The organism is Rhodococcus sp. PML026 (genome assembly GCF_000963615.1).
GTDB lineage: Bacteria > Actinomycetota > Actinomycetes > Mycobacteriales > Mycobacteriaceae > Rhodococcoides > Rhodococcoides fascians.
Genome location: NZ_KQ031371.1, coordinates 262,898 through 288,632, shown reverse-complemented (window position 1 = coordinate 288,632; position 25,735 = coordinate 262,898). Strand labels below are relative to the sequence as shown.

The window sequence follows — 25,735 nt, the reverse complement described above, 5'->3', positions numbered from 1 at the left end:
CACCGAAAATCGGTGTCGATGCCCAAGGGGCGAACCGTGCGGGCCTGCTCGAATGGTAATGCGGGGTGACGGTGAGCAACCGAATTGATGGCACGCTCATCACATGGTCAACAAGAGCGCGGGCATTCTGCTGTTTCGGGTGAACGCCGACGTGGTGGAGGTTCTTATCGCCCATCCCGGCGGCCCGTTCTGGGCGCGGAAGGACGACGGTGCGTGGTCGATAGTCAAAGGCGAGTACACCGACGGCGAAGACCCGTGGGCGGCGGCTCAGCGTGAATTCCGAGAGGAAGTCGGCATCGAGGTGCCGGCGGGCAATCCCATCGAGCTCGGCACCGTCACACAGCGCGGCGGGAAGATCGTCACCGCGTTCGGGATCGAGTCCGACCTCGATGTCCCCTCTGCGATGAGCAACACATTCGAGATCGAGTGGCCGCCGAAATCCGGAAAGATGCAATCGTTTCCCGAGGTAGACCGCATCGAATGGTTTCCGGTGCCGCTGGCGAGGACAAAGCTGCTGACCGCGCAGCACCCATTTCTCGACGCAGTGGAGGCCATAGTGGTGTCGCGCTAGTTTCGGCGTCGAACCCCGGGGTATCCGACGGCCGGAAACGACGGCCGCGGATGCAGGGTGGGAAGTGGAACATGACACCGATGGAGACGACCGACGCCGACACGGCTCGCGTGGAAACAGCTCTGCTGGAAGGTCAGTGGGCAGGTCGAATCGTGGCCTCGGGGTTCGTGGCTCTGGCCACCGGCCTGTCCTGGATGTTCGCCGCGTCCGCCATGATCGGCTAGCAATACCAGACCGTTCGGTCGATACTGCTCAGCGACTACTACGAAGGGCAGTGCAGTGACCGACGGTATTGCGTCAGCGACCCCACCGGCGATCGAGGTACCCAAGCGCGCCTGGCAAGCCCTGGTGGTTCTGTTGCTCGGGATGTTCATGGCCCTGCTCGACACCACCATCGTCAACGTCGCATTGCCGACGATCAGCACGACGCTGGAGGCGTCGGAATCCGTTCTGTCGTGGATCATCTCGGGCTACGCGCTCGCGTTCGGTCTCGCCCTGATTCCGGCGGGCAAGGTCGGGGATCGGATCGGGCACAAGTGGGTGTTCTTCACCGGCCTCGCTCTGTTCACGGTGGCCAGCTTCGCCTGCGGACTCGCTCAGGACGATCTGCAGTTGGTGGTTGCCCGAGTGGTTCAGGGTCTGGCAGGCGGAATGTTCGTGCCCGCTGTCACAGCGTTCATCCAACTGCTGTTTCCAGGTCCTGTGCGCGGCAAGGCATTTGCGATCATGGGTGCGGTCATCGGAGTGTCGACTGCGTTGGGGCCGATCGTCGGCGGGTTGATCATCCAGGCTTTCGGTGAGGAGAACGGCTGGCGGTTGGTCTTCTGGGTCAACCTGCCGATCGGCATCGTCGGTCTGATCGCGGCGGCGGTTCTGCTGCCGAAGAAGGATGAATCCGAGCCGACTGCAAGGCCGGGCATCGACTGGCTCGGGTTGGTGCTGATCTCCGCCGGCCTCATCGCGCTGCTCGTACCGCTGATCGAAGGCCAGGAGCTCGGATGGCCGTTGTGGACCTACGTGACCATTGCTGCAGGCGTGGGCCTGATTGCAGTGTTCGGCTGGTGGGAGGTGATCCACACCGGTCGTGGACACAATCCGCTCGTGCCGCCGCGACTGTTCACCCGACCGGCGTTCACCGGCGGTGTGATTCTCGCGCTGGTGTACTTCGCGGCGTTCACCAGCATCTTCTTCACCATCTCGTTGTTGTGGCAGACCGGGCTCGGCAATACGGCCCTCTCGTCCGGGTTGGTCTCGATACCGTTCGCGATCGGCAGCATCATCGCGTCCTCGCAGAGCAACAAGCTGACGATCCGGCTCGGCCGCACCGTATTGATTCTCGGCGCATCGCTGGTGTCGATCGGCTTGATCTGGCTGTGGATCATCTTGGCGACCAGTTCCGCCGACACCATCTCCCATTGGACTCTGCTGGTCCCGCTGTTCATCGCCGGCCTGGGTAACGGCGCGTTCATCGCTCCCAACGCGCAGTTCATCGTCGCAACCGTCGACCGCGACGACGCAGGGGCCGCGAGCGGCGTAATCTCGACGATGCAGCGCGTCGGCTCCGCAATCGGTATCGCAGTCATCGGTAGCGTGCTGTTCGGCTCACTCACCATCACCGGCCCCGATACCGTGGGATCCGGCTTCCTGCACGGTGCCGCAATGGCCATGGCCGTCAGCGCCGCGTTCAGCGTCGTTGCGTTGACGTTGGTGTTCGCTCTACCGAAGAAGGTGCAGAGCGGTCATTGACCTCGGCGCGTTCAGCTCGACAGGCCCTTGCCGTGCCGCTGGACGACCGTCGATGCGAGATCGGCGATCTTGACGTTCAGATCCTGCGACGATTTGCGGAGCAGTGCGAACGCTTCTTCGTCGGATACTTTGTGCAGCGCCATGATGAGGCCGATCGCCTTGCCGATCTCGCGGTTACTCTCGAGGCCGTCGCGCAAGGTCGATGCCTCTTGGCCGTTCAGCATCGCCCCGACCGTCACAGAAGTGAATGCAGTCAGGATGACGGCTTTGTCGGCGGTGTCGGCATCGAAGGCACCCGCGGTGTCGGTGAACAGGTTGAGAGCACCCACCTTCTGCTCGTCGACCTTGAGGCGGAACCCCATCGCTCCCCGGACCGGCGTGCGGTTCAGGACACCCCGAGCCATTGCGGGCCACTGGGTGGGGCTGCTGAAATCCGGCTCGAGTTGGACGGCCTCGGTGGTCAGCGCATCCAGGCACGGTCCCTGACCTGTGGCGCGTTCGATGTCGTCGACGACGCGTGCCACGTCATCCGAGGCCGCGACGGTGACGGCCTTTCCGTGGCGCAACAACATGAGGCTCGCGTGATCGCAGTGAGGGACAACCATCGTCGCGGCGTTGCAGATAGCGGTGTAGACCTCTTCTGCGCTACTGCCGCGATACACGATGTCGGCCAGAGCGGCGAATACAGTTGCCGGGTCGGTCGACGGAGCGTCGAACTGTTCGTCGTCGGTCATTGCTTCTCCCGTCGTGTGGCGCATGCCGGGCAAACCGGTTGCGCAGCACATCAACCGTACCGCCCTGCGCCGGGGTCCCTGCACCAACGGGCTGGCAGTAGCCTCATGTCGTGAGCAATGCGCAGGAATCTACGGGATTCGAGTACGGCCACGACGGCCCGAAGTCCATCGTGGTGGGCGTCGACGGCTCGGATTCGTCCTGGCGGGCCGCCGCATACGCCGGAGGACTGGCCCGTAGGCAACAATCGCTTCTGGTGCTGGTCTACGTGCAGCCCATCGCCACCGCGTCGTGGGGCCAGGCGGGGATCTCGATGGTGGAAACGGGCCGACAGATCGCCGACGAACTCCTCGAATACATCAGAACCTCGGTGGCCCGCTTCGGGGAGCGAGAGCAGGTTCGCTGGGAATTCCGCACTGCGCAGGGTGATCCTTACAACGGACTCGTCGCGGTTGCCGATGGACTCCGCACCGACGCCGTCGTGGTGGGGGCCTCCGAACGCGCCGGGCACCGATTGGCGGGATCTGTGGCAGTGCGACTGGTCAAGGCGGGCCGCTGGCCGGTCACAGTGGTGCCATGAAGGCTCGAATTCCAACCAGTCCGCGGTTTTCCCTGCAAAAATAGGCAGTCACCTCGTCGGATGCGAGGCGCATGTGGTGCGGTTCTCGGATTCGGGGAGTTCCATGGCTGGTCTGTCGCGTCGTCAATTCGTCACTCGGGTGGGCACCCTCGCCGCGGCATGGGGAATCGCACCGCAGGTTCTGGGCCACGTCCTTGTCGCTCGGGCGCAGCCGGCGTCAGGAGAGACCGATGTCGGCGGAACGCTGGCGCAGACCATCCTGAGATCGTCGACCGGCCCCGGTCGGTACCGGGTGCTCGCTGCGGGGCCGGGGGAGCCCTACGTCCCTCGCCTCGACATCCTCGGGCGGGCACCCAGCGCGTCTCGGGTGCAGGCCAGACGCTCGTTGCTCTACTTGGGGCACCTGTCGGACATGCATGTCATCGATGCGCAATCGCCCGGCCGGATCGAGCCCATGATCGTCTCCGACCATGCCGCATGGGGCTCGGCCTTCCACCCGCAGGACCCGCTGACCGTGCACGTCACGGCAGCGATGGTGAAGGCATTTGCGGATGCACGAATCAGTTCGGTCACCGGCGCTCCCATGGGGGCCGCGGTTGTCACCGGTGACAGCGCCGACATGCATTCTCATCTCGAACTTCGTTGGTACATAGACGTTCTCGACGGCGTCGCGGTCCGGCCCACGAGCGGCGCATCCGACGTCTTCGAGGGCGTGCAAGCGTGGCCCGAGGCGCAGTGGGCGTATCGGCCGGGCGATCCGTCGGGAGGGTCGTTCGGTGACTACGGATTTCCGACGCTTCCCGATCTGTTGACGCAGGCGATGTCGGGGACCGTCGAATCGGTGGGGCTACCCGTCCCGTGGTATTCCGTCTACGGCAATCACGACACGTTGTTGCTCGGCACGTTCGATCTCTCCTCTCAGCTGCATGCCCTCGCGGTCGGCGGACGCAAGGCGTACACACTCGAAGCGACGGCCACGTCGGCATTGGCCGGCTACGCATCGACGGGTAGTCCGCTGCAGAGGATGGTCGATGCGCTCGGGGTCGGATCCGGTGCCCGGCCCGGGTTTCGGGCAGTGTCGGCGGATCCGGCTCGGTATCTCTTCGAGCAGCGTGAGTTCATGCAAGAGCACTTCGAGACGACTCCCACCCCAGGGCCGATCGGGCACGGTTTCACCCAGCACAACCTCGACTCGGGTGAAACGTGGTGGGCGGCGGACCCGACTCCGAACGTTCGCACGTTCGGACTCGACACGTGCAACGCCGTCGCCGGCCCCGACGGGGCGGTGCCCGAGGACCAGTTCGACTGGCTCGCTCAGCAATTGGAGAAGGCGCAGGCCGAGCGCAAGCTCGTCCTGATCTACACCCACCACAACAGCCTGACCCTGGAGAACCGTGCACAGCGGCCGGGACAGTCGGTGAAGCTGTACGGCGCAGACGAATTCATCGACCTGCTTCTGAAATATCCTGTGGTGATCGGTTGGCTCAACGGTCACACCCACCAGAATCAGATCTTGGCGCATTCGCGAGACGGACGAGGGTTCTGGGAGATCACCACCGCGTCGTGCATCGACTTTCCGCAGCAACAGCAGGTGGTGGAGATCGTCGACAACAGAGACGAGACATTGTCGCTGTTCACCACGGTGCTCGATCACGCGTCGCCGATCACGCCCGGCAACAGCGGCAGCTACCTGGACCTCGCCTCGCGTAGTCGTGAGCTGGCTGCGAACGACTGGGCCGAGAATCCGCTGATGCGACGGGGTTCGCGCCTCGACCGCAACACCGAACTCCTCCTGCCCGCGCCGTTCGACCTGAGCGCCATCACCGACGCGGCTCTGGAACAGCAACACCTCGACGAGCACGCCAGACTGATTGCGTACGAGACGAGGCAGGGACGATGAACGGTGTTCGTAGACAGCTCATCACGGCGGCGGCAGTGCTGGCCTGCGCGGGGTGCTCGCAGACCGCCGCGCTCGCGCCGGTCGGGGGAGCCGAACTCGGGAATCTCCGCTACGCGGTGAACGACGTTCTGTTCGAGCAAGGAATCGAGATCCTGGTTGCGCCCGTGTGCTCGGGCACCGGGGCGGACATCGAATGTGCCGGGACGACAACCGGTAACGAGACGATTAACGGTACGGCCACGTCCGACGATGCCAGTACCGTCGAAGTGAAGGTCGGCGCAACCCTTCTCTACTCGGGTTCGGTGCAGGACGTACTCGACCGCAATTCGACGGTCGGTGCGCCATGAGAGGGGTGCTACTGCTCGCATCGGTGGTTATCGTCTCGGCTCTGATTCAGGCGCTGACCGTGGTGGGGGATCCGGCTCCGACGTCCTCCCTGAGATTCGCTGCGCTGGTCGTCGTTTCCGCCGCAACGGTGGTGTGTGCGCTGTGGTTCACCGCCTCGATAGCACTCGACGTGGTGGACGGTAATGCGTCGGGCGCATCGAGCCGGACGTTGCGACGACCGCGGGTACTGGCGTGGTGCGTGGTGCTGACCGGGATGGCCGTTGCGCTCGCAATTCTCTTCCCCTTGCTCCCGGTTATCGTGATTGTCTTTGCGCTGCTGATACTTCCAGCGGCGGTCGACGGTCGCCGAAACCCTCTGCGCGCTGCACTACACACCGTGAAGCAATCCCCGTGGCGCTGTACCGCAGCGGCGGTCATCACGATCCTCGCCTACCTACTCGGCTGGGTGGTGGCACTCGTGCTGGGATTCTTCGTCACCGGCGTGGTGGCGGCATTCCTGACGTGGCTGTGGTTCGGGGCCACTGCTGCTGCACTGCTGCTGTATTGGTCGGCTGTGTATCGGAGAGCAACCGCTGTGACGATAAAGGTAGTATGCCACCGCGCTTCATAGTTCCTTGGTTGCGTAGTGAAGGATCGCTCGATTTGCTCAGGAAGTTGAAACGTGAAGTGAACACCCTTTCTGCGACGCTGTACCCGCCCCTGTGTTGGCACCGTCCGCAATGACGGATTCCTTCTTGTCGGACACTCGCGCTAGCCTCCACGAAAGTGAACTCGGCCCCGGGGGAGTAATAGAATGATGAACGTCGAATCCGCGCAAACCAGTCTCAAAGGGTTGGTCCAGGACTTCTTCGAAACTACATGGGCACGCCTCATCGATATGTCGTTCTTGCTTCTCGTTTCCACGTGGGTGTGGTGTGCTGGTGTGTCAGCGATCCTCAACGAGTCGGGGTTCCCAAGGCCCATCGATTGGTATCGAGGACCTGTAGAATCGATGGGTTGGCAAATGCCGACCTGGATCGTATCCCTCTCGGACTGGCGGAGCCCCGAGGGAATGTGGTGGCCACAAGCTGCGGTCTTGGGAGTCGCTATCGCGTGTTCTCTTCGGGCCCGTACTTCAGTCGCACCAGGATATCGGTTGTCAGCACTGGTTCTGCTCGTGGCATCTTGTCAATGGTTTGGGGTGAAAAGCACGTTTGCGGGCTTTGTCTCAACTTCTGCATTTTTAACGCTTATGGCTTTGATCAGAAGCGGAATCGACCAGCGCTTCGGTGAACGCGACAACGCGACATATTCGTACTTGCCGAATATCGTTCTCCGAGTCTTCGTATACGGGCCACTTTTGGTCCTGGTATTGCCATTCTTCGCGCCGGTACTGGCGCTGGTCGCTGCTCTACGGTCGTTTGCTTTCGATAACCGCGACTTCATAGAGCCGAGTGAGCTTGCAACCGTGACAGCAGTTGTCGACGGATGTCCCTCGGGTGAGGGGACAGCAGCCCAAATGTCAACACGGCGTTTAGCGCTGCTCCTGACCGCCGCGCAGTTGGCAGCGGCTGCCGAGAGCGGCACTAGATCTAAGATTGCGCAAGCGGTGGAAAGAAGTTTGCAGAGTCGGTGATCGGCTGAGTAAACCCGGCTTCGCCCTGGCGACGGCCGCTAGTTGAGCTCCAGGGGCCGTCTGACGACCCGGCATCTAGACAATGTCAGAAGTCTTGGTGGGGCGGGCGGGGCTCGAACCCGCGACCAATGGATTATGAGTCCACGGCTCTAACCGACTGAGCTACCGCCCCAATCCCGTACCAGGTACGAGCCAGCAGAATCGTACAGAATCACGCCGTCTCATGGTTCCATCGGGGGCGCTACTTGGCCCTCACCTGCACCGGAACGCCGTTGAGAATCGCGTTCGCCGAGACCGCGTCGACTCGGGCGGGGTCGGTGATGTCGTTGACGCTCGGTCCGGTGACAGTGGTGGCGACCGAGAGCTGCACGCCCGGGCGCTGATGACCGAATCCGTGCGGCATGCTCACCACCCCGGGCATCATCTTTTCGGACGCCGCAACCTCGATGTCGACGGTACCGGCCGCGGAAGTGACCGACACCATCGAACCGTCCTCGATCCCGCGCTGGAGGAGATCGTTCGGGTGGGCCAGAAGCTGATGTCGCGCTTTGCCTTTGGTGAGCCGAGCGGTGTTGTGCATCCACGAGTTGTTGCTGCGCAGATGCCGTCGACCGATCAGCAGGAGCTCGTCGCCCTTGGGGGCCGCGCTCGAGTGCATCAGGTCCACCAGGGTAGGCAGTTCACCGACCACGACGTCCTGGATCAATTGAATGCGCTTGTCCTTGGTCTTCAGCTTCTGGGGAAAGCCCGGACGCAGCGGTCCCAGATCTATGCCGTGCGGGTTGGCTCGAAGCCTCCTCAGCGACAACCCTTTTCGTCGGCTACGGAGCAGGATATCCAGAGTACGAGCAGGAGACAGGCGCAGACGGGCCTCGCCGATGACGCTCTTCGGCGTCAATCGTGCCTTAAGTCGATCGACGGTGGAACCCGCCATGCGGTTCTTGTAGCGCAGTGACAAGTCTCGGAAGATCTCCCAATCATGCTTGGCCTCAGCCTGCTTGGGTAGGACTGCGGGCATGTACTTGGCAGTGTTGTGTACCGCGAAAGAATTGAAGATCAGATCGTAGTGATCGCGTTCGAGGGACATCGTCGGAGGCAGAATCACGTGAGCGTGACGCGAGGTCTCGTTGATGTAGAAGTCGAACGACACCATGAAATCGAGTCCCGCGAACGCGTCGTTCAGGGTAGTACCGCCGGGCATCGACAGCACCGGATTGCCGGACAGGACGGCCATGGCACGAATCTGGTCCTTGCCCTCGGTGGTGATCTCGTCGACGAGCGTCGAACAGGGATACTCGCCGGCGAACTCGGGTAGATCGCGAACGCGGCTGCGCCACTTGTCGAAATGTCCACGACCGACGATGCCCTGCGAGATCAGATCGATCGCCGGATCGGTCACCATCGCACCGCCCGGGCGGTCGAGGTTGCCGGTGATGATGTTGAGTACCTGGATCGCCCACTGGCACACCGTGCCGAACTGCTGCGTCGACACTCCCATCCTGCCGTACGCCACAGCAGACTTCGCCGCAGCGAAGTCCCGTGCGAGAGAAGAGATGTCGTCTGCCGACATGCCGACGATCGGTGCCACCGCCGTCGGCGTGAATTCGGCGACGAGATCGGCAAGTCGATCGGCACCATCGACGTAGTCGGCGACACGGACGGAGCCGTCGGCGACGATCGTGTGAATCATCGCCAGCAACAGCAGCGCGTCGCTACCGGGACGAACGAAGAAGTGGGTGTCGGCAATATCCGCCGTTTCGGTCTTACGTGGATCGACCACTACCAGTCGGCCACCCCGCTTACGGAGTGCGCGTGCTCTTTTGGCGAAGTCGGGCACCGTCATCATGCTGCCGTTGGAGGCCATCGGATTGCCGCCGAGGACGAGGAAGAAATCGGTTCGATCGATATCCGGAATGGGCAGCAGGAGCTGGTGGCCGTAGAGCAGATGGTCGACGAGCTGGTGCGGCAACTGATCCAAGGACGTCGCCGAGTACCGATTGCGGGTGCGCAGCAGCGACGTGAACGGAATGCCGTGGGTCATCGCACCCATCGAGTGCACGTTGGGATTGCCCTGATACAGCCCGACAGCATTGGATCCGTAATTCTTCCGCGTCGAGACAAGGCCATCGACGACGAGGTCGTACGCTTCCGCCCAGCCGATCTTCTCCCACTTCTCACCCACCCGCTTGACCGGTGTGGTGAGCCGATCGGTGTCGGCATGAAGGTCGATCAACGACAGAGCCTTGGGGCAGATGTGGCCCCGGGAGAGTGGGTCCTTCTCGTCGCCGCGGATCGAGACCACCGTCTTGTTCTCCACCGTGAATTCGAGACCACAGATCGCCTCGCACAGATTGCACGATCCATACACAACCGACATCGCATTTCTCCCATTCCTGTCGTCCGAGACTAGCCCGGCAGGGGACCGATCCACGGGCATCGGCAGACAATTAGGCTCTGGAGTCGTGACTACCCTCGATCTCACTGCCTCGTGGCCCGTCGACCATGTCAGTGCCGCCGTCGTCACCGACGCCGGAGTGCGGGAGGAGGTGGGGGACACCGCGCGCGTCTTCGAGCTGGCGTCGGTCACCAAATTGCTCACCGCCTACGCGGTGCTTGTTGCCGTGGAGGAAGGTGCCGTCGAGCTCGACCAGCCCGCAGGGCCGGAGGGGTCGACTGTGCGGCATCTGCTGGCGCATGCCTCGGGACTGGCGTTCGGCGAGCGGAAGGTGCAGGCTCCGGCCGGCACCAAGAGGATCTACTCGAGCGCGGGATTCGAGGTCTTGGCCGAACTCATCGAAGCAGAGTCGGGAATCACCTTTCCCGACTACCTGGATGAGGCAGTCTGCGGACCGCTCGGGATGGTCGACACGTCGTTGCCCGGGTCGGCCGGTCACGGTGCCCGTTCGTCCGTTGCAGACCTGACCAAGTTTGCCGCGGAACTGTTGCAGCCGAGTCTCCTCGCGCCGCAGACATTCTCTTCGGCCGTCGACGTGCAATTTCCCGGACTGAACGGAATCGTGCCCGGGTACGGATCGCACAAGCCCTGCGACTGGGGTCTGGGGTTCGAGCTGCGCGATGACAAGACCCCGCACTGGACTGGGAGTAACAACTCGAGGGCAACGTTCGGCCACTTCGGACAGGCCGGGACGTTCCTGTGGGTGGACCCGTCGGTGAGGATCGCGTGCGTGGTGCTGACCGATCGAAACTTCGGAGATTGGGCCAAACCGCTCTGGCCCGAGCTCTCCGACGCCATCCTGGCCGGGTGAAACACCACCGTTCACAGATTGCACTGGCGCAACAGGGGCAACTCGGGGCACACTAGTACACACACGCGTTGAATCGCTGCAACCAGTTCGAGCATGTCGAGGTCGTTGGGGAAGACGTCCCTCGTCGAAGCTGGAGGTAGTGCAATGCGTGGATCGAACCAATTCGCAGATGCGACGTCGGGTGTTGTGTACATCCACTCGTCGCCCGCTGCGCTGTGCCCGCATGTCGAATGGGCGTTATCCGACGCCCTCGATTGCCGTGCCAATTTGAAGTGGTCCGCGCAGCCGGCATCCGACGGACAGCTGCGCGCCACCACGGACTGGATCGGGCCCGTAGGCACCGGAGCGAAGCTCGCCGGCATCCTGCGCTCCTGGCAGATGCTGCGCTACGAGGTGACCGAAGACGCCAGCGAAGGCGTCGACGGCGAACGGTTCTCGCACGTACCCGGATTGGGTCTCTGGCGCGGATCGACGAGTGCCAACGGGGACGTGGTGCTCGGCGAGATGCGACTGCGCGCCCTGATGGAGAACAACCAAGGCAACCTCGCCGCCGCAGTGGAGCACGCGCTCGGCTCGGATTGGGATGCCGCACTCGAGCCGTTCCGCACCGGAGGCGCAGGAGCAGAAGTGACCTGGCTCAGCCGCAACGTCGGCTAGCAGCGGTTGCCGGGGATTCGTCGCGGCGGTAGTTTCGCGTTCGTGCCTGGGGTAGGCATGTGGGAACGACCGTGGAGTGGTGAGTTCGATGTTGTCGACCGGAAAAGTGATTCGATTCGACGAGTTCAAGGGGTACGGATTCGTAGCGCCGGACGAGGGCGGCGAGGACGTGTTCATCCACGTCAACGATCTGGACTTCGACAAACGACTGTTGGCACCGGGAGTACGCGTCGAATACGTTGCCGTAGACGGTGACCGTGGTCTGAAGGCCACCGAGGTCCAGATCATCGACGGGCCGACGTCGACCGCTCTGGTTACCCGTCACAAACCCGACGTCCCATTTCACAACACCGCACCCGTCAGTGGTCACCAGCGCCACGACGACGCAGGCGCGGACGTCCTGTCCGAGGCGGACTTCACCACAGAGCTGACCGAACAACTACTGACGTCGAACGGCACGCTCACGGCTGCGCAGATACTCGACGTGCGATCGGCCGTAGTTCGACTGGCCCACGATCACCGATGGATCCAGGGCTGACCGACCTCGATCGACCTCGTTCGCCCGTCCCCGGTGTGAATCAATGTGGCTTTCTTGCACATGGAGTGCCTGAAAGGCGCATTGATCCCAACCGGGGTGGGTTTCCCAACCGGGGTGGGTTTCCCAACCGGGGTGGGGTCTCGGGGGTGGGGTCTCGGGGCAGGGCTGACGGACCGCAGGAAGTAGCGGTCGGAGTCGATCAGAGCGGAATGTTCTTGTGATTTCCGCGAGCCGCCGGTGCTGCGGCGAGAGCCTTCGCAACCGTGCTTCGGGTCTTGCTGGGCTCGATGACCTCGTCGACGACGCCGATGGCCACGGCGCGATCGACACCGCCTGCGATGCTCTCGTGCTCGACGGTGAGGCGGTCGTGCAGTGCCTCACGCTCTTCTTCGGGTGCGGCGGCGAGCGCCTTCTTGTGCAGGATGCCGACGGCCGCCTTCGCGCCCATTACGGCGACCTCGGAGCCGGGCCAGGCGTAGACCGCGGTGGCACCGAGTGCGCGGGCATTCATCGCGATGTAGGCACCGCCGTAGATTTTGCGAGTGACCAGCGTGACGCGGGGGACGGTGGCCTCGGCGAACGCGTGCAGCAACTTCGCTCCGCGGCGAACGACGCCTTCCCATTCCATGCTGACGCCCGGCAGGTAGCCCGGCACATCGACGACCACAATGAGCGGTATACCGAAGGCGTCGCACAGGCGAACGAAACGCGCTGCCTTCTCGGCACTTTCGGAGTTCAGGCAACCTCCGAGTCGGATGGGGTTGTTGGCGATCACGCCGACGGTGCGGCCACTGATGCGGCCGAGACCGATGACGATGCTGCGAGCCCAGCCTCCCTGGAACTCCTCGAACGTCGATTCGCCTTCGACGTTGTCGAGCAGTTCGTGAATGATCGGGTGCACGTCGTAGGCACGACGGTTGGATTCGGGCATCAGTGCGCGTAGATCGGTGTCGCCGTGTTCTGCGGCGGCGATGTCGAACACGCCCTGCTCGCAGAACATCGACACCAGACGGCGGGCGCGGGTGAACGCGTCCATCTCGCTGTCGGCGACGATGTGGCAGACCCCGGACTTCTTGTGGTGCGTGTCGGGGCCCCCGAGCGACTCCATATCGACCTGTTCGCCGGTGACGCTGCGAACGACGTCGGGTCCGGTGACGAATACGCGTCCCTCGGGAGCCATGATGACGACGTCGGTCAAGGCGGGACCGTACGCTGCACCACCGGCTGCGAAACCGAGGACGACGGAAATCTGTGGGACGAGGCCGGACGCTCGCACCATGGCCTCGAAGACGAGTCCGACGGCATGGAGAGCCTCGACGCCCTCGGCGAGGCGAGCACCACCCGAGTGCCAGACGCCGACGATCGGGGCGCGCTGTTCGATGGCGGTGTCGATCGCGGCAACGATGTGCTTGCAGCCGTCCACCCCCATGGCACCGCCCATGACGGTGGCGTCGGAGCAGTAGGCGATGGTGTGGACGCCGTCGATTTCGCCCGATGCGGCCAGAATTCCCGACTTGTCCCGATCATGCAGGGGGACAGTGGTTCCGGCGTCGAAGAGCTTTTCGAGGCGGGTCAGGGGGTCGCGCGGATCGGTAGAGGTGCCGGATCGTGTGACAGGGGCCAGAATGGTCATCGCGTTGTCCTTCTTCAGGGCCCCTGGCGGGGGCGAGGCCCGAGCCGGGACCGTCCGTCGAAAGAACGGCCCCAGCTCGGATCATGCACTGCGAGAGCGGGATTCGCTGAGTCGAGAAGTCGACTCAGTGGATCACGCCTTACCGAAGGCGAGCGCTACGTTGTGCCCACCGAATCCGAACGAGTTGTTGATCGCGTAGTCGATCTGTCCGACGCGGGGCTCGCCCTTGACGACATCGAGATCGATTTCGGGATCCTGGTTCTCCAAATTCAGTGTGGGAGGGATGATTCCCTCTCGCACTGCCAGCACCGTCAGTACCGACTCGAGGGCGCCGACGGCACCGATCGAGTGGCCCAGAGCGGATTTCGGTGCGTACACCGCTGCGTGATTTCCGACTGCCTTGTTGATCGCCAGCGCTTCGGCGGTGTCTCCGATGGGAGTTGCCGTTGCGTGTGCGTTCACGTGGGTGATGTCGGACTTCTGCAGGCCTGCGGTCTCGATGGCGCGCTGCATCGCACGCGCGGCACCCTTGCCCTCGGGGTCGGGGGCCACGAGGTGGAACCCGTCCGAGGTGATTCCGGCACCGAGCAGGCGGGCGTGGATCGTTGCGCCGCGTGCTTTGGCGTGCTCCTCGGTCTCGATGACCATGAGCGCACCCGCTTCACCGAAGACGAAGCCGTCACGATCCTTGTCGAACGGACGTGACGCACCCTTCGGGTTGTCGTTGTTGGTGCTCATCGCCCGCATCATGGAGAAGCTGGCGATCGGAACCGCGTCGATGTATCCCTCGACGCCGCCGGTGACGACCATGTCCGCGTCGCCCATCACGATCATCCGCCATGCATGCGCAATGGCTTCCGATCCCGAGGAGCAGGCGGAGACGGGCGTGATGACGCCGGCTTGTGCTTTGAGCTCGAGCCCGACGACCGCTGCTGGGCCGTTCGGCATGACCATCTGAACGGCGAGCGGGGACACCTTGCGGTAACCGCCGGCCTTCATCTTGTCGTTGGCGTCGATGAGAGAATCGCCGCCACCGAGTCCGGTACCGATCGACACGCCGAGGCGAAGGGGATCGACGTCGGGCGAGCCGGCGTTCTTCCAGACCTCACGACCGAGCACCGTGGACAACTGCTCCACGTAGCTCAGGCGACGGATCTCGACCCGCGAGAGCAGACTCTGCGGGTTCACCGCGAGGTGTCCGCCGATCCGCACGGGCAGGTCGTACTCGGTGACGAAATCGTCTTCCAGAGTGCCGATTCCGCTTTCGCCGTTCAGCAGACCCTTCCACGTGGCATCGACGTCACCCGCGAGTGACGTGGTCGCAGCAAGGCTGGTGACGACGACACTGGGGAAGCGTCCGTTGGCGGTGGATGGGTTGGTCATGGGTCGTGTCACTCGCTCGCGGAGTCGTCGAGCTTGGCCTTGATAGCTTCTGCGGCTTCGGGGTTCTCCGCTTCGAGCTTCTGGATGTAGTTGACGGCGTCGCCGACGGTGCGCAGACCTGCGAGGTCTTCGTCGGGGATCTTCACGCCGTACTTGTCCTCGGTCTGCACTGCGATCTCGACCATGGAGAGCGAGTCGATATCGAGGTCGTCCACGAAGGACTTCTCGATGGTCACCTCGGACGGTTCGATGCCCGTGACCTCCTCGATGATCTCTGCAAGTCCGGCGATGAGGTCTTCCTGGCTGGCCACTGTTGTGGCTCCCTTCTCTTCTGTGTCGAACGCCGAAGTCATGTGCTTCGAGACGCGGTTGTGCATTTCTGCCACTCGGGGAGTGGAAGTCGATCCGCAGTACCGAGACTGCGGTGTGAAGGTGACCGAGCTATCCGAGCTCGGCCAATGCGGCGATGTCCGCCGGTGTCTTCAGGCCGAGGTTGGGCACGCCGCGCAGTTCACGCTTGGCGATACCGACCAGTGCGCCTGCCGGGGGCAGCTCCGCAAGTCCGGTGACCTGCGCGGTACGCAGGTACGCGCTGCACAGGTCCCACCGCACGGGGCGTGTGACCTGGGCAGCGAGTTTGGTGAGCGCATCGGCACCCGATGCGACCGGCTGACCGTCCGAGTTGGACAGCAAGGTGTGCGTCGGCTCGGACGGAGTGATGGCGGCTGCGGCCGCGGCGACGGTGTCGCCTGCCGATGCCATGTACTTGGTGTGGAAAGCACCCGCGACCGGAAGTGCTCGGACCCGCGCCTTCTCGGGTGCGCTCTCGGCCAGTTCCGCCAACTTGGTCAGCAGACCTGCAGCAACGATCTGACCGGCTGCGTTGACGTTGGCCGGGGCGAGATCGAGTTCTTCCAGCCTGGCCAGAACTGCAGCTTCGTCGCCGCCGAGCACGGCGGACATGCCGGTGGGTTCGAGGGCGCAGGCCTTGGCCATCGCAGCCCCGCGCACCGCCGCCAGGGATACCGCGTCGTCGGAGGAGATCACGCCGGCAATGGCCGCAGCCGCCAGCTCGCCGACCGAGTGGCCGGCCACGATGGCGTCGTCGGGGAGCAGTCCACGCGAGGCGATTTCCTCGAAGGCCAGTAGGGCCGACGCCACGACCAGTGGCTGAGTCACCGCAGTGTCGGTGATTTCTTCAGCGGTGGCGGTGGTACCGAGTCGCACGAGATCCAGGCCGGAGGCCTTGGACCACAGCGCCAACCGATCGGCCGCGCCCGGGATTTCGAGCCAAGGCAGCAGCATGCCGGGAGTCTGGGAGCCCTGACCGGGCGCAAGCAACGCAATCACAGAGTTAAGGGAACACTGTCGGGCCCCTCATCAGTGATGTCGCGCTCGATGAACTCTCGACAAGCAATTTGTGGGAACCCTACAAATTGCCTCGTGGAGACCCGCTATCGCCGGAAGGCGGTTCGGCGTTACGTAACCACTTCTCCAAATGTGACCTGTGTGACATATGGGGCTGGATATGTCGGTTCGTGATGCGTTCGAGCCAACCTACCTACCGTTGCCGCGACCCGAAGGACGTACGCATCGCGTGGGTGAGTGGGATCACGACCGGTCACCTCGGCGATGCGCTTGAGCCGATACCGGACGGTATTTGGATGAACAAACAGCTGCCGAGCGCAGGTTTCCACCGCACCGCCGCAGTCGAGATACGCGTCGAGCGTGTCGGCCAAACCCGAACCTGCCGCGGCCAACGGCACGACGACATGATCGTTGAGAGCCGAGATGGCCGCCCCGTCGTTCAGCAACGCTCGTTCGGGCAGCAACTCGCCGGCGTGAACCGGCCGCGGTGCGCCCCGCCAGCCCGCCACGGCCTGCATGCCGGCAAAGGCCTCCACCGCGCTCGAGTGCGCTGCGCCCAAGGTGCGGGTGGTGGGACCGATGACGACAGGGCCATCGGAGAAGTTCTGCAACATGTCGTCGATGAACGCGTGATGCGCCGCGGTGTCGTCGAGCTGGCCACTGACCACCATCACCAATCGGGTCCCCTGAACCACCGCCAAAGCAGCTCGACCGTGCTTCTGAGCGACGGAGTGCACGGTGCCCACCACGGACACGCCGCGGTCTTCCGGGGGAGTCCCCACCAATACCGTCGCGGGCGCAGTGGCGTCCCAGTTCAACGTGGCAGCACGGGAGAGCATGTCCGATCCGGTATCGCCCCGGACGACGGCGTCGACGACGAGGGCTTCGAGGCGGGTGTCCCACGCGCCTCGTGACTCGGCTGCACTGGCGTACACGGACGCCGCTGCGAAACCCAGCTCGCGGCCGTACCGCAGCACGGCCTCGGTCAGCGCGACCAACTGCTGGTCGTTGCGGGCGAGCGCGGGGAGCCACTGCTCGAAGAACTCCATCGCCACCCGGACCATGTCGACGGTCTGACGCAGCGTGAGGCGTCGGGCGAGGTCTTGCGGGATCACCTGGAACGCGTCGAGGCTGAATCGAATGTCGCTGTTCGGGTTCTTGAGCCATTCGAGAAAGTTGTCGACGGCCGTCTGGATCAGCAGCTGGACGCTGGCCCGCTGGGCGGCGTCGAGGTCGCCGAAGAACGGCAACTGGCCCTGCATCGTGGTCACTGCCTCGGTCGACAGGCGGCCGGAGAACTGTTTGACGCGTCGCAACAGGGCGTCGGGCAAAGGGTCGCGCTTCTGGCGCGAAGGGGCCAACGAGTTGACCGGAAGGTGGACCTCGTTGTCGGTCGTGAGCGAATCACGGGTGGGGGAGTCACGGGCCGGGGAGTCACGAGCCAACGACTCACGCAACGCTTCACGGTAAGCGTCGCGCCGGGAGACATCACGCGCGGACGAACTGTCCGGTGAATCGGGTTTCGCATCGGACATAAGGAGAACCTACGCCCGACCCCCGCCCACCTCGCGCTGGACACTCGTCGCGAGGTGGAACGGGGGTCGGCCGATCACGGCGAAGACCTACGCCGAGCCGGTGTCGGCGTACGACGTCGGAGCTGCGGTGACGTCGTCGATCTTGTACTTCTCGGCAGCCTCGACGGCCTTGGACTTGTCGATCTCGCCCGATGCCGCGAGAGCGGACAGTGTGGCGACGACGATGGACTCGGCGTCGACGTTGAACACCCGTCGTGCAGCCGGGCGGGTGTCGGAGAAGCCGAAGCCGTCGGTTCCGAGGGTGACGTAATCGCCCGGAACCCACTGGCGGATCTGATCGGGCACGGCGCGCATCCAGTCGGACGACGCGATGACCGGGCCGTTGGCATCGGCCAGGGCCGAGGTGACGAACGGAACGCGCTTGTCGGCACCCGGGTTACGCAGCGACTCCTTCTCGGCTTCGACGCCGTCGCGGCGCAGTTCGCCCCACGAGGTGACGGACCACACGGCTGAACGAACGCCCCACTCCTCGAACAGCAACTCACGTGCCTTGCGGGCCGAGACGATGCCGACGCCGGACGCGAGCAGCTGTGCCTCGGGTCCGTCGCCCTCCTGGGGTTCTGCGAACCGGTAGATGCCCTTGAGCAGCCCCTCGACGTCGAGGTTCTCGGGCTCGGCCGGCTGTACGTACGGCTCGTTGTACAGGGTGATGTAGTAGAAGATGTTCTCGCCGCCGAAACCAGGCAGCAACTCTCCGTCTGGGCCCTTGGTGCCGCCGTACATGCGACGCAGACCGTCCTTGACGATGTGCGCGATCTCGTAGGAGAACGCCGGGTCGTACGCCACCGCCGCGGGGTTGGTCGACGCCAGCAGCAGCGAGTGACCGTCGGCGTGCTGGAGACCCTCACCGGTCAGCGTGGTGCGACCTGCCGTGGCACCGAGCACGAACCCGCGGGCCATCTGGTCTGCTGCAGCCCAGAGACCGTCGCCGGTGCGCTGGAAGCCGAACATCGAGTAGAAGATGTACAGCGGGATCATGACCTCGCCGTGCGTCGCGTACGAGGTACCGACCGCGGTGAACGACGACGTGGAGCCTGCCTCGTTGATGCCCTCGTGCAGGATCTGACCGACCGAGCTCTCCTTGTAGGCGAGCATCAGTTCCGAGTCGACCGAGGTGTACAGCTGGCCGTTGCGGTTGTAGATCTTCAGCGACGGGAACCACGAGTCCATACCGAACGTGCGGGCCTCGTCGGGAATGATCGGCACGATTCGGTGGCCGATCTCCTTGTCTCGCAACAGCTCCTTCATGACGCGCACGAGTGCCATGGTGGTGGCGACTTCCTGCTTGCCCGAGCCCTTGCGGAGCGTCTTGTAGGTATCGTCGCCGGGCTGCGGCAGTGGCTTGACGTCGACGCGGCGCTCGGGGACGAATCCGCCGAGCTTGCTGCGACGATCGAGCATGTACTGGATCTCGGGAGCGTCCGCACCGGGGTGGTAGTACGGCGGCATGTACGGATCCTTCTCGAGCTCCTCGTCCGAGATCGGGATGTGCTGGAGATCGCGGAACGTCTTGAGATCGTCGAGCGTCAGCTTCTTCATCTGGTGCGTGGCATTACGGCCCTCGAAGTGCTTGCCCAGGGTGTAGCCCTTGATGGTGTGCGCCAGGATGACCGTCGGCTGGCCCTTGTGCGACATCGCAGCCGCGTAGGCAGCGTGCACCTTGCGGTAGTCGTGGCCGCCGCGCTTGAGGTTCCAGATCTCGTCGTCCGAGAGATCCTTGACGAGCTCCTTCGTTCGCGGGTCGCGGCCGAAGAAGTGATCGCGGACGTAGCTGCCGTCGTTGGCCTTGTAGGTCTGAAAGTCGCCGTCGGGCGTGGTGTTCATGAGGTTCACCAGTGCGCCGTCGCGGTCCTTGTGCAGCAGCGAGTCCCACTCGCGGCCCCAGACGACCTTGATGACGTTCCAGCCGGCACCGCGGAAGAACGACTCCAGTTCCTGGATGATCTTGCCGTTACCGCGCACCGGGCCGTCGAGACGCTGCAGGTTGCAGTTGACGACGAACGTGAGGTTGTCGAGGCCTTCGGTCGCAGCCACATGTGCGAGTCCACGCGATTCCGGCTCGTCCATCTCGCCGTCGCCGAGGTACGCCCAGACGTGCTGATCGGAGGTGTCCTTGATGCCGCGGTCGTTCAAGTAGTGGTTGAAGCGCGCCTGGTAGATGGCGTTCATCGGACCGAGGCCCATTGACACCGTCGGGAACTCCCAGAAGTCCTGCATCAAACGCGGGTGCGGGTAGGACGGCAATCCGCCGCCCTCGTTCACATGGCTCGCTTCCTGACGGAAGCCGTCCATGCGCTCGGCCGGAATGCGGCCTTCGAGGAAGGCGCGGGCGTAGATACCGGGGGAGGCGTGCCCCTGAATGAAGATGTGGTCGCCGCCGCCCGGGTGATCCTTGCCGCGGAAGAAGTGGTTGAAGCCGACCTCGTACAGCGCAGCCGACGACGCGTAGGTCGAGATGTGGCCACCGACGCCGACACCCGGACGCTGTGCGCGGTGCACCATGATCGCGGCGTTCCAGCGGATCCAGGCTCGGTAGCGGCGTTCCATCGACTCGTCGCCGGGGAACCACGGCTCGTTCTCGGTGGGAATCGTGTTGACGTAGTCCGTCGATGTCAGCGACGGGAGCGCAACGCGGCGCTCACCGGCGCGCTCGAGCAACCTGAGCATCAGGTAGCGAGCGCGGTTGGGGCCGGACCTCTCCAGCAAGCCGTCGAACGACTCGATCCATTCGTTGGTCTCGTCGTTGTCGATATCGGGCAGGTACGACGCGACACCCTCACGGATGACGCGGACCCGGCCGTCCGAGCCCTTCTTGCCTGCAGACGATGTGTTCTGCCGTTCGCCGCTGTTCACTTCGGACAACGTGTGCACTCCTCAATGTGGCGGACGCTCGGTGTGGCGCCCGGTCCGGTAGCTCGCCCCTGTGACGGCGATCTACATTCCTCGTTCTCGTGATTCCTCCCCAATCCTGCCGCATCTCGTCGGTTCTGGTAGTACAGAGGTCCGATACCCACCAGTAGAAATTTATGTACGCAATTTCGGCGCGGTCAGCTTGCGCGAACGGCTTCGACCCTGTTCGCTTTGTCTACTGCACCCACAATTCAAGGAGGTCACCACCGTGGTCGCCGCGGCGGACGCTCAGAACTACGCTCAGAAACTTGGCATCACTCGCGACATGGTCGTTCAAGAGCTGGGCTGGGACGAGGACACCGACGATGATCTGCGCGCCGACGTAGAAGATGCGATCGGTGGCGAGACCCTCGACGAGGATTCCGACGAGGTGATCGATGTCGTACTGCTGTGGTGGCGCGACGGAGACGGTGACCTGGTCGATGCACTCATGGATGCCATCGGTCCGCTCTCGGACGATGGAATCGTGTGGGTCCTCAGCCCCAAGACCGGCATGTCCGGTCATGTGGAGCCCAGCGAGATTGCCGAGTCCGCTCCGACAGCCGGATTGACGCAGACCTCTGCGGCCAATCTCGGTGACTGGATCGGAAGTCGATTGGTTCAGCCCAAGACCCCTGCCAGCAAGCGGTAGGCCCATGCTCGACACAGGAAGACGGTTCTAGATGCCGATCGAGGTTGGCGCTGTTGCGCCCGACTTCACCCTCAAAGACCAGAACAACCAATTGGTCACGTTGTCGTCGTACCGGGACGTGAAGAACGTACTGCTCGTGTTCTATCCACTGGCCTTCACCGGAACGTGCCAGGGCGAGCTGTGCCGAGTGCGCGACGAGCTACCGACATTCGAGAACGACGACACCGCGATCCTGGCGATCTCGGTAGGTCCGCCTCCGACCCACAAGATCTGGGCAGCAGAGCAGGGTTACACCTTTCCGCTGCTGTCCGACTTCTGGCCACACGGTGAAGTGGCTCAGGCGTACGGCGTGTTCAACGACAGCGCAGGATTCGCCAACCGTGGAACCTTCGTGGTCGACAAGTCCGGAATCATCAGATTCGCCGAAATGAACGGTCCCGGGGAAGCCCGAGACAGTTCATCGTGGGCTGAGGCACTCGCACAGGTGAGCTGACCTGCGGAATTGTAGTTAGACAGCAGACACGATAAATTTCTCCAAGCGTTCCGGTGGCCCGGGGATGTCCCTAGGCCACCGGCACACGGGCGTATAGCTCAGCGGTAGAGCTCTGGTTTTACACACCAGCGGTCGGGGGTTCGAACCCCTCTGCGCCCACCCTGGTCACAGGGGCCTATTGGCCCTGGTTTAACCTAATCGACGGCGAGTTATTGTCACGTTTGTCGAAAGTGCTTCCGCCGCGACATCCTGTTCGTTAACGAGGCCAACAACATCAGCTTTCCGATCTACCGCCAGCTCGCAGGCCGTACCCGCAAGGCCATCATCCTCGACTTCAATCCCGTCGCCGCGTTCTACGCGCACGAGAAGCTGATGCCCCACCGCGACCACGACTTCCTGAAGCTCCCGATGGTGGTGGATATATCGACATCACACCGGTGAACATCACCGGCCAGCAGAACAAGCAGGTGGTCATACCGTTCTTCTCGAACCAGCAGATCCGCGCCTACGGTTTCGGGATCGACACTTAGCTCTCGAACGCCATACTCGGAACCGTCAAACTGACTGCCACTGATTGCAGCATCTACAAGGCCAGGTGATGGCGACCGTTATCGTTGTCCCACAAACGCTTTCATCGGTGAACACGGGGTGGATCGACAACGGAACGCCGACGCCTGCGAAAGTGAACACGGACGACGAGGCGTCGAGTTTCATCTACTCCCCGACGAACACGAGCATTGTTACCTATCTGATGTCGGCGCATGGCATTTGAGCTGGATCGACGATCAATTCGGTCACGGTTCAGGTGAAGGTGCTCAAGCTCGACCCGGTGGATGCGCTCACACGTGAGGCGGTACGCATCGGCTCAACGAACTACACCAACGGGATTGCCTTCTCACCAAGCGCGCAGAACGTCTACGAGTTGTCCACAGGCTGGACGATGACTACGAACCCGGCAACAGGCGTGGCGTGGACGTTGTCGGACCTCACTGCCCTAGAAGCGGGGATCTACAAGGAGAACACTGCAGGGGAGCGCTGCACGTACATCCCGATGTCGATCGACTACACGGCAGCTCCGACTGGACCAGCGGACATCGCGGCGACGACGCAGACGCTTGTGAGCACAGTGTTCTTCTTGTAGCGCTCTAGTGCATCAGAAAATCCGCAGGCCTACTTCGGTAAGAACGGCAGCTATTAGAAGAAATACGAACGCAATTTGCAGTCGCAGTGCGAGTTTCAGATTTTGTGCGCGAGACTGATTGGCTTTCCTAAGTGTCTGGAGAGTTTCAACGTTGCGAGCAGCCACGATGAAGCGAGCGTGGTTCTCCGATGAACCCCATTTCTCGCCGATCATCATATTCAAGGTTTCGTCACTCACCAGCGAATATTGGCTTGTTCCGCTCTGAACAACGGCGGAGTAGATCAGTGAGGGCACGAGTGCGCACACGCTTAGGCCGAGCACGACGAACGATGCTGTTTCGATTCGGAATGGTCCGAACCTACCTATGGCGAAAGCTGCGATCGCGACAACAGCAGTGACGATTGCGAGATCATTCCGAAATATCAATCCGCCGCGACCCTCCAGGGTCTTCTGGCGATCGAACTCAAGGTCTCTTCCGTTGGCGATGAAGTCGCCAAAAACGACTCCATGTTCCGTCGTCTCATCGTCGCCGTCGTCGCTCATCCGGGTTCCTTGGAGCGCCGCTACCTGTCACAGATTGGCTGCTGCCCCAATCTCGGGCCTGCATCTCTGCTGATGAGGCCTCATCCACGTCGTCGTCATCCGACTCATCGTTGTCATTTTGCCGTGCCATGCTCAGTTCCTCGGTCTCAGCCCAGGCATCTCGCCGCGCTCGTTGGGCTCACCACGACCACCGAGGAAGAGCTGACCACCGCCCCAGTCGTCACGACCTGAGTCATCCGAGCCCGTGTCGGTGTCGCTCGTCGGTCCTGCGTTCAGCTCTTCTTCTGGAGTTGCCATGTCAGATGCCCTCTCCCGTGCAATGTGGTGTGTTCGATCTTACATGGCTGTTATTTACGGAGCATAATACGAGGTAGATGCAGTACATCACTGACTTTCACCAAGCTGAACTGAACGCAGCTGACAAGATGCGGTCGTGGGGATTCGTGGATGAAGTCGCAACGACTGGCAGAGCGGACGGAGGTATAGACGTTCGATCAAGTCGAGCCCTTGCGCAGGTGAAATGGAAGGGTGGAGCAGCCGGCAGTCCCGACATGAACCGGCTATTTGGAGCACGGGGCAACGACACCTCGAAGCAGCTGTTCTTCTTTGTCGCGTCGGACTACAGCAAGGCAGCAGTCAAGGACGCGGACCAGGTTGGGATTGCCCTGTTCACGTATGACCCCGTGGGCAAGGTAGAAGCGTCGACCAGGTGGCGAGGGCGTTCATTCAATCGAATGATGGAGGAGTGAAGGTGTCGTTCAAACGAACGATGTGGCTCCCACTGCTTAGCCCCCGCGACCTCACCTTCCTCGGCCTAATCGCAGGTGGCCTGTTCGGCGTCGGCGTGTTGTTTCTGCTGCTGTCGATCTAGTCAATGGATACTTCAGATGTGACCAGCCCGAACTTGCCTCGCCGCCAGCAATTTGTGAACGTTTGGCGAGACAGTCCCGACTGGTTACGAACGTCTACCAAGGTCAGTGTGACGCTCTCAATTATCCTGTTCGTTCTCGGCGTGGTGGCTGATGCGCAAAATTGGGGCGTAAGTGAGTGGGGATTTGCAGTCAACATCTACTCGTCATTGACGGCCTTCTTCCTCGCCGTGCCGATCGCACTCGTTGGGTTGGACGCCGTTTCGGAGATGCGTCGAGGCGAATCCGAAATTTTGAAAGTCAACAATCAGACGGTGAAAGCGTGGGATCGTTTTGCGAATGCCGTGAAGGACTACTGCTCGCCTGCGGCAATGGATGTGCTGACTGTTAAGTTTGCTGACCCGTATCGGTCCTTTGACAAAGTGCGGCGCGAAATACGCACCTACGTCGCCGCCCAACCGTTGGAGCCGCTACCCACAAACCGGTACATGCAACAGCCCCAGGTTGGGCTCGACGTGGAGGGGTACCTCAGTCTTCGCAACAAGATCGAGGTCGCCATCGTCGAGATCAAGACTGCTCTGGATCAGATTCAGTCAATCTTGCCAGCGGAGTCCGAGTCAAAGGTCAGGTGGTTTCACCTACTACGGACATGGAAAGTATTCAGCACTGAGGTTCAACTGCGGAGGGATGAGCTCGACCTGGCCTCAATCGACGACCACACATTTGCCGCTATCGACTATAAGACAAGTTCTGAGAAGCATCCGCTGGCAGATCTATACCAGTCACGGCGGCGTTCGAAGGCGATACCTGATACGGCAGAACGGATGGGAGATACACCTCATCTCCTTCAGCGTCTGCTTGATATGAATGAAGCTGACTTCTTAAATACAGTTTACGCGGCAACGACTAATCCGTTCAGGCGCGAAAATGACGGGTCGGAGATGTTTCTAGTAGCTGTAAATGAAGCGCGAATGCCAATGTTAGACCTTCTTGAATTAATTGAGAATGTGGACATACGGCATGTTGTCGGGAGTCGTTAGCTATTGTTAAGTGTGGTGGGTTGATTTAAGTTAGGGTGTATATGAAGAGCACTGCGATCTTACTCGATGCTGGCAGATCGCAATGTTAAGAATTGCGGTTGGGTCAGTCCAGCTTGCGGGCGTATTGCGACTGCAAGTAGAAGAAGTCATTGGCGTCATTGCTACTCATACGACCG

General features: G+C 62.5%; 24 protein-coding genes and 2 tRNA genes. 16 read left to right on the top strand and 10 right to left on the bottom strand.

Annotation, left to right across the window (positions count from 1 at the left end):
• Positions 1–103: 103 nt before the first annotated feature.
• From VF34_RS08930 to VF34_RS08925, 3 genes are all read left to right on the top strand, one after another.
• Positions 104–571 carry an NUDIX hydrolase gene (locus tag VF34_RS08930; RefSeq protein ID WP_032374416.1) on the top strand — a complete coding sequence of 156 codons (468 nt, stop codon included), beginning with the start codon at positions 104–106 and terminating at the stop codon, positions 569–571.
• 71 nt (positions 572–642) lie between these two features.
• Entirely contained in the window at positions 643–795 is a 153-nt protein-coding gene (locus VF34_RS24960) for a hypothetical protein (protein ID WP_155288446.1), read from the top strand.
• 55 nt (positions 796–850) lie between these two features.
• Positions 851–2,317 carry an MFS transporter gene (locus tag VF34_RS08925; protein WP_032374415.1) on the top strand — a complete coding sequence of 489 codons (1,467 nt, stop codon included), beginning with the start codon at positions 851–853 and terminating at the stop codon, positions 2,315–2,317.
• A gap of 11 nt (positions 2,318–2,328) precedes the next feature.
• Here VF34_RS08925 and VF34_RS08920 read toward each other — a convergent pair whose 3' ends face one another.
• Positions 2,329–3,051, bottom strand: a complete 723-nt coding sequence (locus VF34_RS08920; RefSeq protein ID WP_027497474.1) for a GAF and ANTAR domain-containing protein — start codon at positions 3,049–3,051, stop codon at positions 2,329–2,331.
• A gap of 110 nt (positions 3,052–3,161) precedes the next feature.
• On the opposite strand from VF34_RS08920, the gene VF34_RS08915 reads away from it, so the two are divergent.
• The 4 genes from VF34_RS08915 to VF34_RS08900 all read left to right on the top strand — a co-directional run bounded on the left by VF34_RS08915 (position 3,162) and on the right by VF34_RS08900 (position 6,487).
• The gene (locus tag VF34_RS08915) at positions 3,162–3,629 is read left to right on the top strand and encodes a universal stress protein (protein WP_032374414.1); all 468 of its coding nucleotides are present in this window, start codon (positions 3,162–3,164) and stop codon (positions 3,627–3,629) included.
• 103 nt (positions 3,630–3,732) lie between these two features.
• Complete coding sequence (locus VF34_RS08910) at positions 3,733–5,529, top strand: TIGR03767 family metallophosphoesterase (protein WP_032374413.1); 1,797 nt, start codon at positions 3,733–3,735, stop codon at positions 5,527–5,529.
• Positions 5,526–5,876, top strand: coding sequence for a hypothetical protein (locus VF34_RS08905; protein WP_032374412.1), 351 nt, complete (start codon positions 5,526–5,528; stop codon positions 5,874–5,876). The genes VF34_RS08910 and VF34_RS08905 overlap by 4 nt, the downstream gene beginning before the upstream one ends.
• Positions 5,873–6,487: an EI24 domain-containing protein gene (locus tag VF34_RS08900; RefSeq protein WP_155289576.1), complete on the top strand. Its 615-nt coding sequence runs from the start codon at positions 5,873–5,875 to the stop codon at positions 6,485–6,487. Before VF34_RS08905 ends, VF34_RS08900 begins: the two co-directional genes overlap by 4 nt.
• A gap of 1,100 nt (positions 6,488–7,587) precedes the next feature.
• Here the strand turns inward: VF34_RS08900 and VF34_RS08895 are convergent.
• Both VF34_RS08895 and VF34_RS08890 read right to left on the bottom strand, forming a co-directional pair.
• A tRNA-Ile gene (locus tag VF34_RS08895) sits at positions 7,588–7,664 on the bottom strand.
• Between the two features lie 69 nt (positions 7,665–7,733).
• Complete coding sequence (locus VF34_RS08890) at positions 7,734–9,869, bottom strand: molybdopterin-dependent oxidoreductase (protein ID WP_032374410.1); 2,136 nt, start codon at positions 9,867–9,869, stop codon at positions 7,734–7,736.
• Between the two features lie 85 nt (positions 9,870–9,954).
• Between VF34_RS08890 and VF34_RS08885 the strand changes: the two genes are divergently transcribed.
• The 3 genes from VF34_RS08885 to VF34_RS08875 all read left to right on the top strand — a co-directional run bounded on the left by VF34_RS08885 (position 9,955) and on the right by VF34_RS08875 (position 11,953).
• Complete coding sequence (locus VF34_RS08885) at positions 9,955–10,758, top strand: serine hydrolase domain-containing protein (protein ID WP_032374409.1); 804 nt, start codon at positions 9,955–9,957, stop codon at positions 10,756–10,758.
• Between the two features lie 144 nt (positions 10,759–10,902).
• Positions 10,903–11,415 (top strand): DUF3145 domain-containing protein, encoded by a 513-nt coding sequence (locus tag VF34_RS08880; protein WP_032368158.1) that lies wholly within the window; start codon positions 10,903–10,905, stop codon positions 11,413–11,415.
• 88 nt (positions 11,416–11,503) lie between these two features.
• Positions 11,504–11,953: a cold-shock protein gene (locus VF34_RS08875; RefSeq protein ID WP_032368157.1), complete on the top strand. Its 450-nt coding sequence runs from the start codon at positions 11,504–11,506 to the stop codon at positions 11,951–11,953.
• A gap of 199 nt (positions 11,954–12,152) precedes the next feature.
• On the opposite strand, the gene VF34_RS08870 is transcribed toward VF34_RS08875, so the two are convergent.
• The 6 genes from VF34_RS08870 to aceE form a co-directional block, all read right to left on the bottom strand.
• The gene (locus VF34_RS08870) at positions 12,153–13,586 is read right to left on the bottom strand and encodes an acyl-CoA carboxylase subunit beta (protein WP_032368156.1); all 1,434 of its coding nucleotides are present in this window, start codon (positions 13,584–13,586) and stop codon (positions 12,153–12,155) included.
• Between the two features lie 132 nt (positions 13,587–13,718).
• Complete coding sequence (locus tag VF34_RS08865) at positions 13,719–14,969, bottom strand: KasA/KasB family beta-ketoacyl-ACP synthase (protein ID WP_027497449.1); 1,251 nt, start codon at positions 14,967–14,969, stop codon at positions 13,719–13,721.
• 8 nt (positions 14,970–14,977) lie between these two features.
• Positions 14,978–15,322: a meromycolate extension acyl carrier protein AcpM gene (gene acpM / locus VF34_RS08860; RefSeq protein ID WP_045841363.1), complete on the bottom strand. Its 345-nt coding sequence runs from the start codon at positions 15,320–15,322 to the stop codon at positions 14,978–14,980.
• 88 nt (positions 15,323–15,410) lie between these two features.
• Entirely contained in the window at positions 15,411–16,319 is a 909-nt protein-coding gene (locus tag VF34_RS08855) for an ACP S-malonyltransferase (protein ID WP_032374408.1), read from the bottom strand.
• 128 nt (positions 16,320–16,447) lie between these two features.
• Positions 16,448–17,872 (bottom strand): PucR family transcriptional regulator, encoded by a 1,425-nt coding sequence (locus VF34_RS08850; protein ID WP_228139233.1) that lies wholly within the window; start codon positions 17,870–17,872, stop codon positions 16,448–16,450.
• A gap of 87 nt (positions 17,873–17,959) precedes the next feature.
• Positions 17,960–20,794, bottom strand: a complete 2,835-nt coding sequence (aceE, locus tag VF34_RS08845; protein ID WP_032374556.1) for a pyruvate dehydrogenase (acetyl-transferring), homodimeric type — start codon at positions 20,792–20,794, stop codon at positions 17,960–17,962.
• A gap of 256 nt (positions 20,795–21,050) precedes the next feature.
• On the opposite strand from aceE, the gene VF34_RS08840 reads away from it, so the two are divergent.
• The 4 genes from VF34_RS08840 (at position 21,051) to VF34_RS08825 (ending at position 23,107) form a co-directional block, all read left to right on the top strand.
• Positions 21,051–21,473 carry a DUF3052 domain-containing protein gene (locus tag VF34_RS08840; RefSeq protein WP_027497444.1) on the top strand — a complete coding sequence of 141 codons (423 nt, stop codon included), beginning with the start codon at positions 21,051–21,053 and terminating at the stop codon, positions 21,471–21,473.
• A 31-nt stretch (positions 21,474–21,504) separates the two neighbouring features.
• The gene (locus VF34_RS08835) at positions 21,505–21,966 is read left to right on the top strand and encodes a peroxiredoxin (protein ID WP_027497443.1); all 462 of its coding nucleotides are present in this window, start codon (positions 21,505–21,507) and stop codon (positions 21,964–21,966) included.
• Between the two features lie 87 nt (positions 21,967–22,053).
• Positions 22,054–22,125: transfer RNA gene (locus VF34_RS08830), tRNA-Val, on the top strand.
• Positions 22,126–22,771: 646 nt separating this feature from the next.
• A complete protein-coding gene (locus VF34_RS08825; protein ID WP_032374406.1) occupies positions 22,772–23,107 on the top strand; it encodes a hypothetical protein in 336 nt (111 codons plus the stop codon).
• A gap of 12 nt (positions 23,108–23,119) precedes the next feature.
• Here VF34_RS08825 and VF34_RS08820 read toward each other — a convergent pair whose 3' ends face one another.
• A complete protein-coding gene (locus VF34_RS08820) occupies positions 23,120–23,650 on the bottom strand; it encodes a hypothetical protein (RefSeq protein ID WP_032374405.1) in 531 nt (176 codons plus the stop codon).
• Between the two features lie 374 nt (positions 23,651–24,024).
• Between VF34_RS08820 and VF34_RS25860 the strand changes: the two genes are divergently transcribed.
• Positions 24,025–24,399 carry a restriction endonuclease gene (locus tag VF34_RS25860; protein ID WP_052718651.1) on the top strand — a complete coding sequence of 125 codons (375 nt, stop codon included), beginning with the start codon at positions 24,025–24,027 and terminating at the stop codon, positions 24,397–24,399.
• A 140-nt stretch (positions 24,400–24,539) separates the two neighbouring features.
• A complete protein-coding gene (locus tag VF34_RS08810; protein ID WP_155289575.1) occupies positions 24,540–25,559 on the top strand; it encodes a hypothetical protein in 1,020 nt (339 codons plus the stop codon).
• Positions 25,560–25,735: the final 176 nt, after the last annotated feature.

What these genes read in the sequence shown, in the direction of transcription:
- VF34_RS24960 (WP_155288446.1), top strand. Translation starts at nt 643, where the DNA reads ATGACACCGATGGAGACGACCGACGCCGACACGGCTCGCGTGGAAACA.
- VF34_RS08865 (WP_027497449.1), bottom strand. Translation starts at nt 14,969, where the DNA reads ATGACCAACCCATCCACCGCCAACGGACGCTTCCCCAGTGTCGTCGTC.
- VF34_RS08820 (WP_032374405.1), bottom strand. Translation starts at nt 23,650, where the DNA reads ATGAGCGACGACGGCGACGATGAGACGACGGAACATGGAGTCGTTTTT.
- VF34_RS08920 (WP_027497474.1), bottom strand. Translation starts at nt 3,051, where the DNA reads ATGACCGACGACGAACAGTTCGACGCTCCGTCGACCGACCCGGCAACT.
- VF34_RS08890 (WP_032374410.1), bottom strand. Translation starts at nt 9,869, where the DNA reads ATGTCGGTTGTGTATGGATCGTGCAATCTGTGCGAGGCGATCTGTGGT.
- VF34_RS25860 (WP_052718651.1), top strand. Translation starts at nt 24,025, where the DNA reads ATGCAGTACATCACTGACTTTCACCAAGCTGAACTGAACGCAGCTGAC.
- acpM (WP_045841363.1), bottom strand. Translation starts at nt 15,322, where the DNA reads ATGACTTCGGCGTTCGACACAGAAGAGAAGGGAGCCACAACAGTGGCC.
- VF34_RS08880 (WP_032368158.1), top strand. Translation starts at nt 10,903, where the DNA reads ATGCGTGGATCGAACCAATTCGCAGATGCGACGTCGGGTGTTGTGTAC.
- VF34_RS08930 (WP_032374416.1), top strand. Translation starts at nt 104, where the DNA reads ATGGTCAACAAGAGCGCGGGCATTCTGCTGTTTCGGGTGAACGCCGAC.
- VF34_RS08875 (WP_032368157.1), top strand. Translation starts at nt 11,504, where the DNA reads ATGTTGTCGACCGGAAAAGTGATTCGATTCGACGAGTTCAAGGGGTAC.
- VF34_RS08850 (WP_228139233.1), bottom strand. Translation starts at nt 17,872, where the DNA reads ATGTCCGATGCGAAACCCGATTCACCGGACAGTTCGTCCGCGCGTGAT.
- VF34_RS08905 (WP_032374412.1), top strand. Translation starts at nt 5,526, where the DNA reads ATGAACGGTGTTCGTAGACAGCTCATCACGGCGGCGGCAGTGCTGGCC.
- VF34_RS08870 (WP_032368156.1), bottom strand. Translation starts at nt 13,586, where the DNA reads ATGACCATTCTGGCCCCTGTCACACGATCCGGCACCTCTACCGATCCG.
- VF34_RS08910 (WP_032374413.1), top strand. Translation starts at nt 3,733, where the DNA reads ATGGCTGGTCTGTCGCGTCGTCAATTCGTCACTCGGGTGGGCACCCTC.
- VF34_RS08835 (WP_027497443.1), top strand. Translation starts at nt 21,505, where the DNA reads ATGCCGATCGAGGTTGGCGCTGTTGCGCCCGACTTCACCCTCAAAGAC.
- VF34_RS08900 (WP_155289576.1), top strand. Translation starts at nt 5,873, where the DNA reads ATGAGAGGGGTGCTACTGCTCGCATCGGTGGTTATCGTCTCGGCTCTG.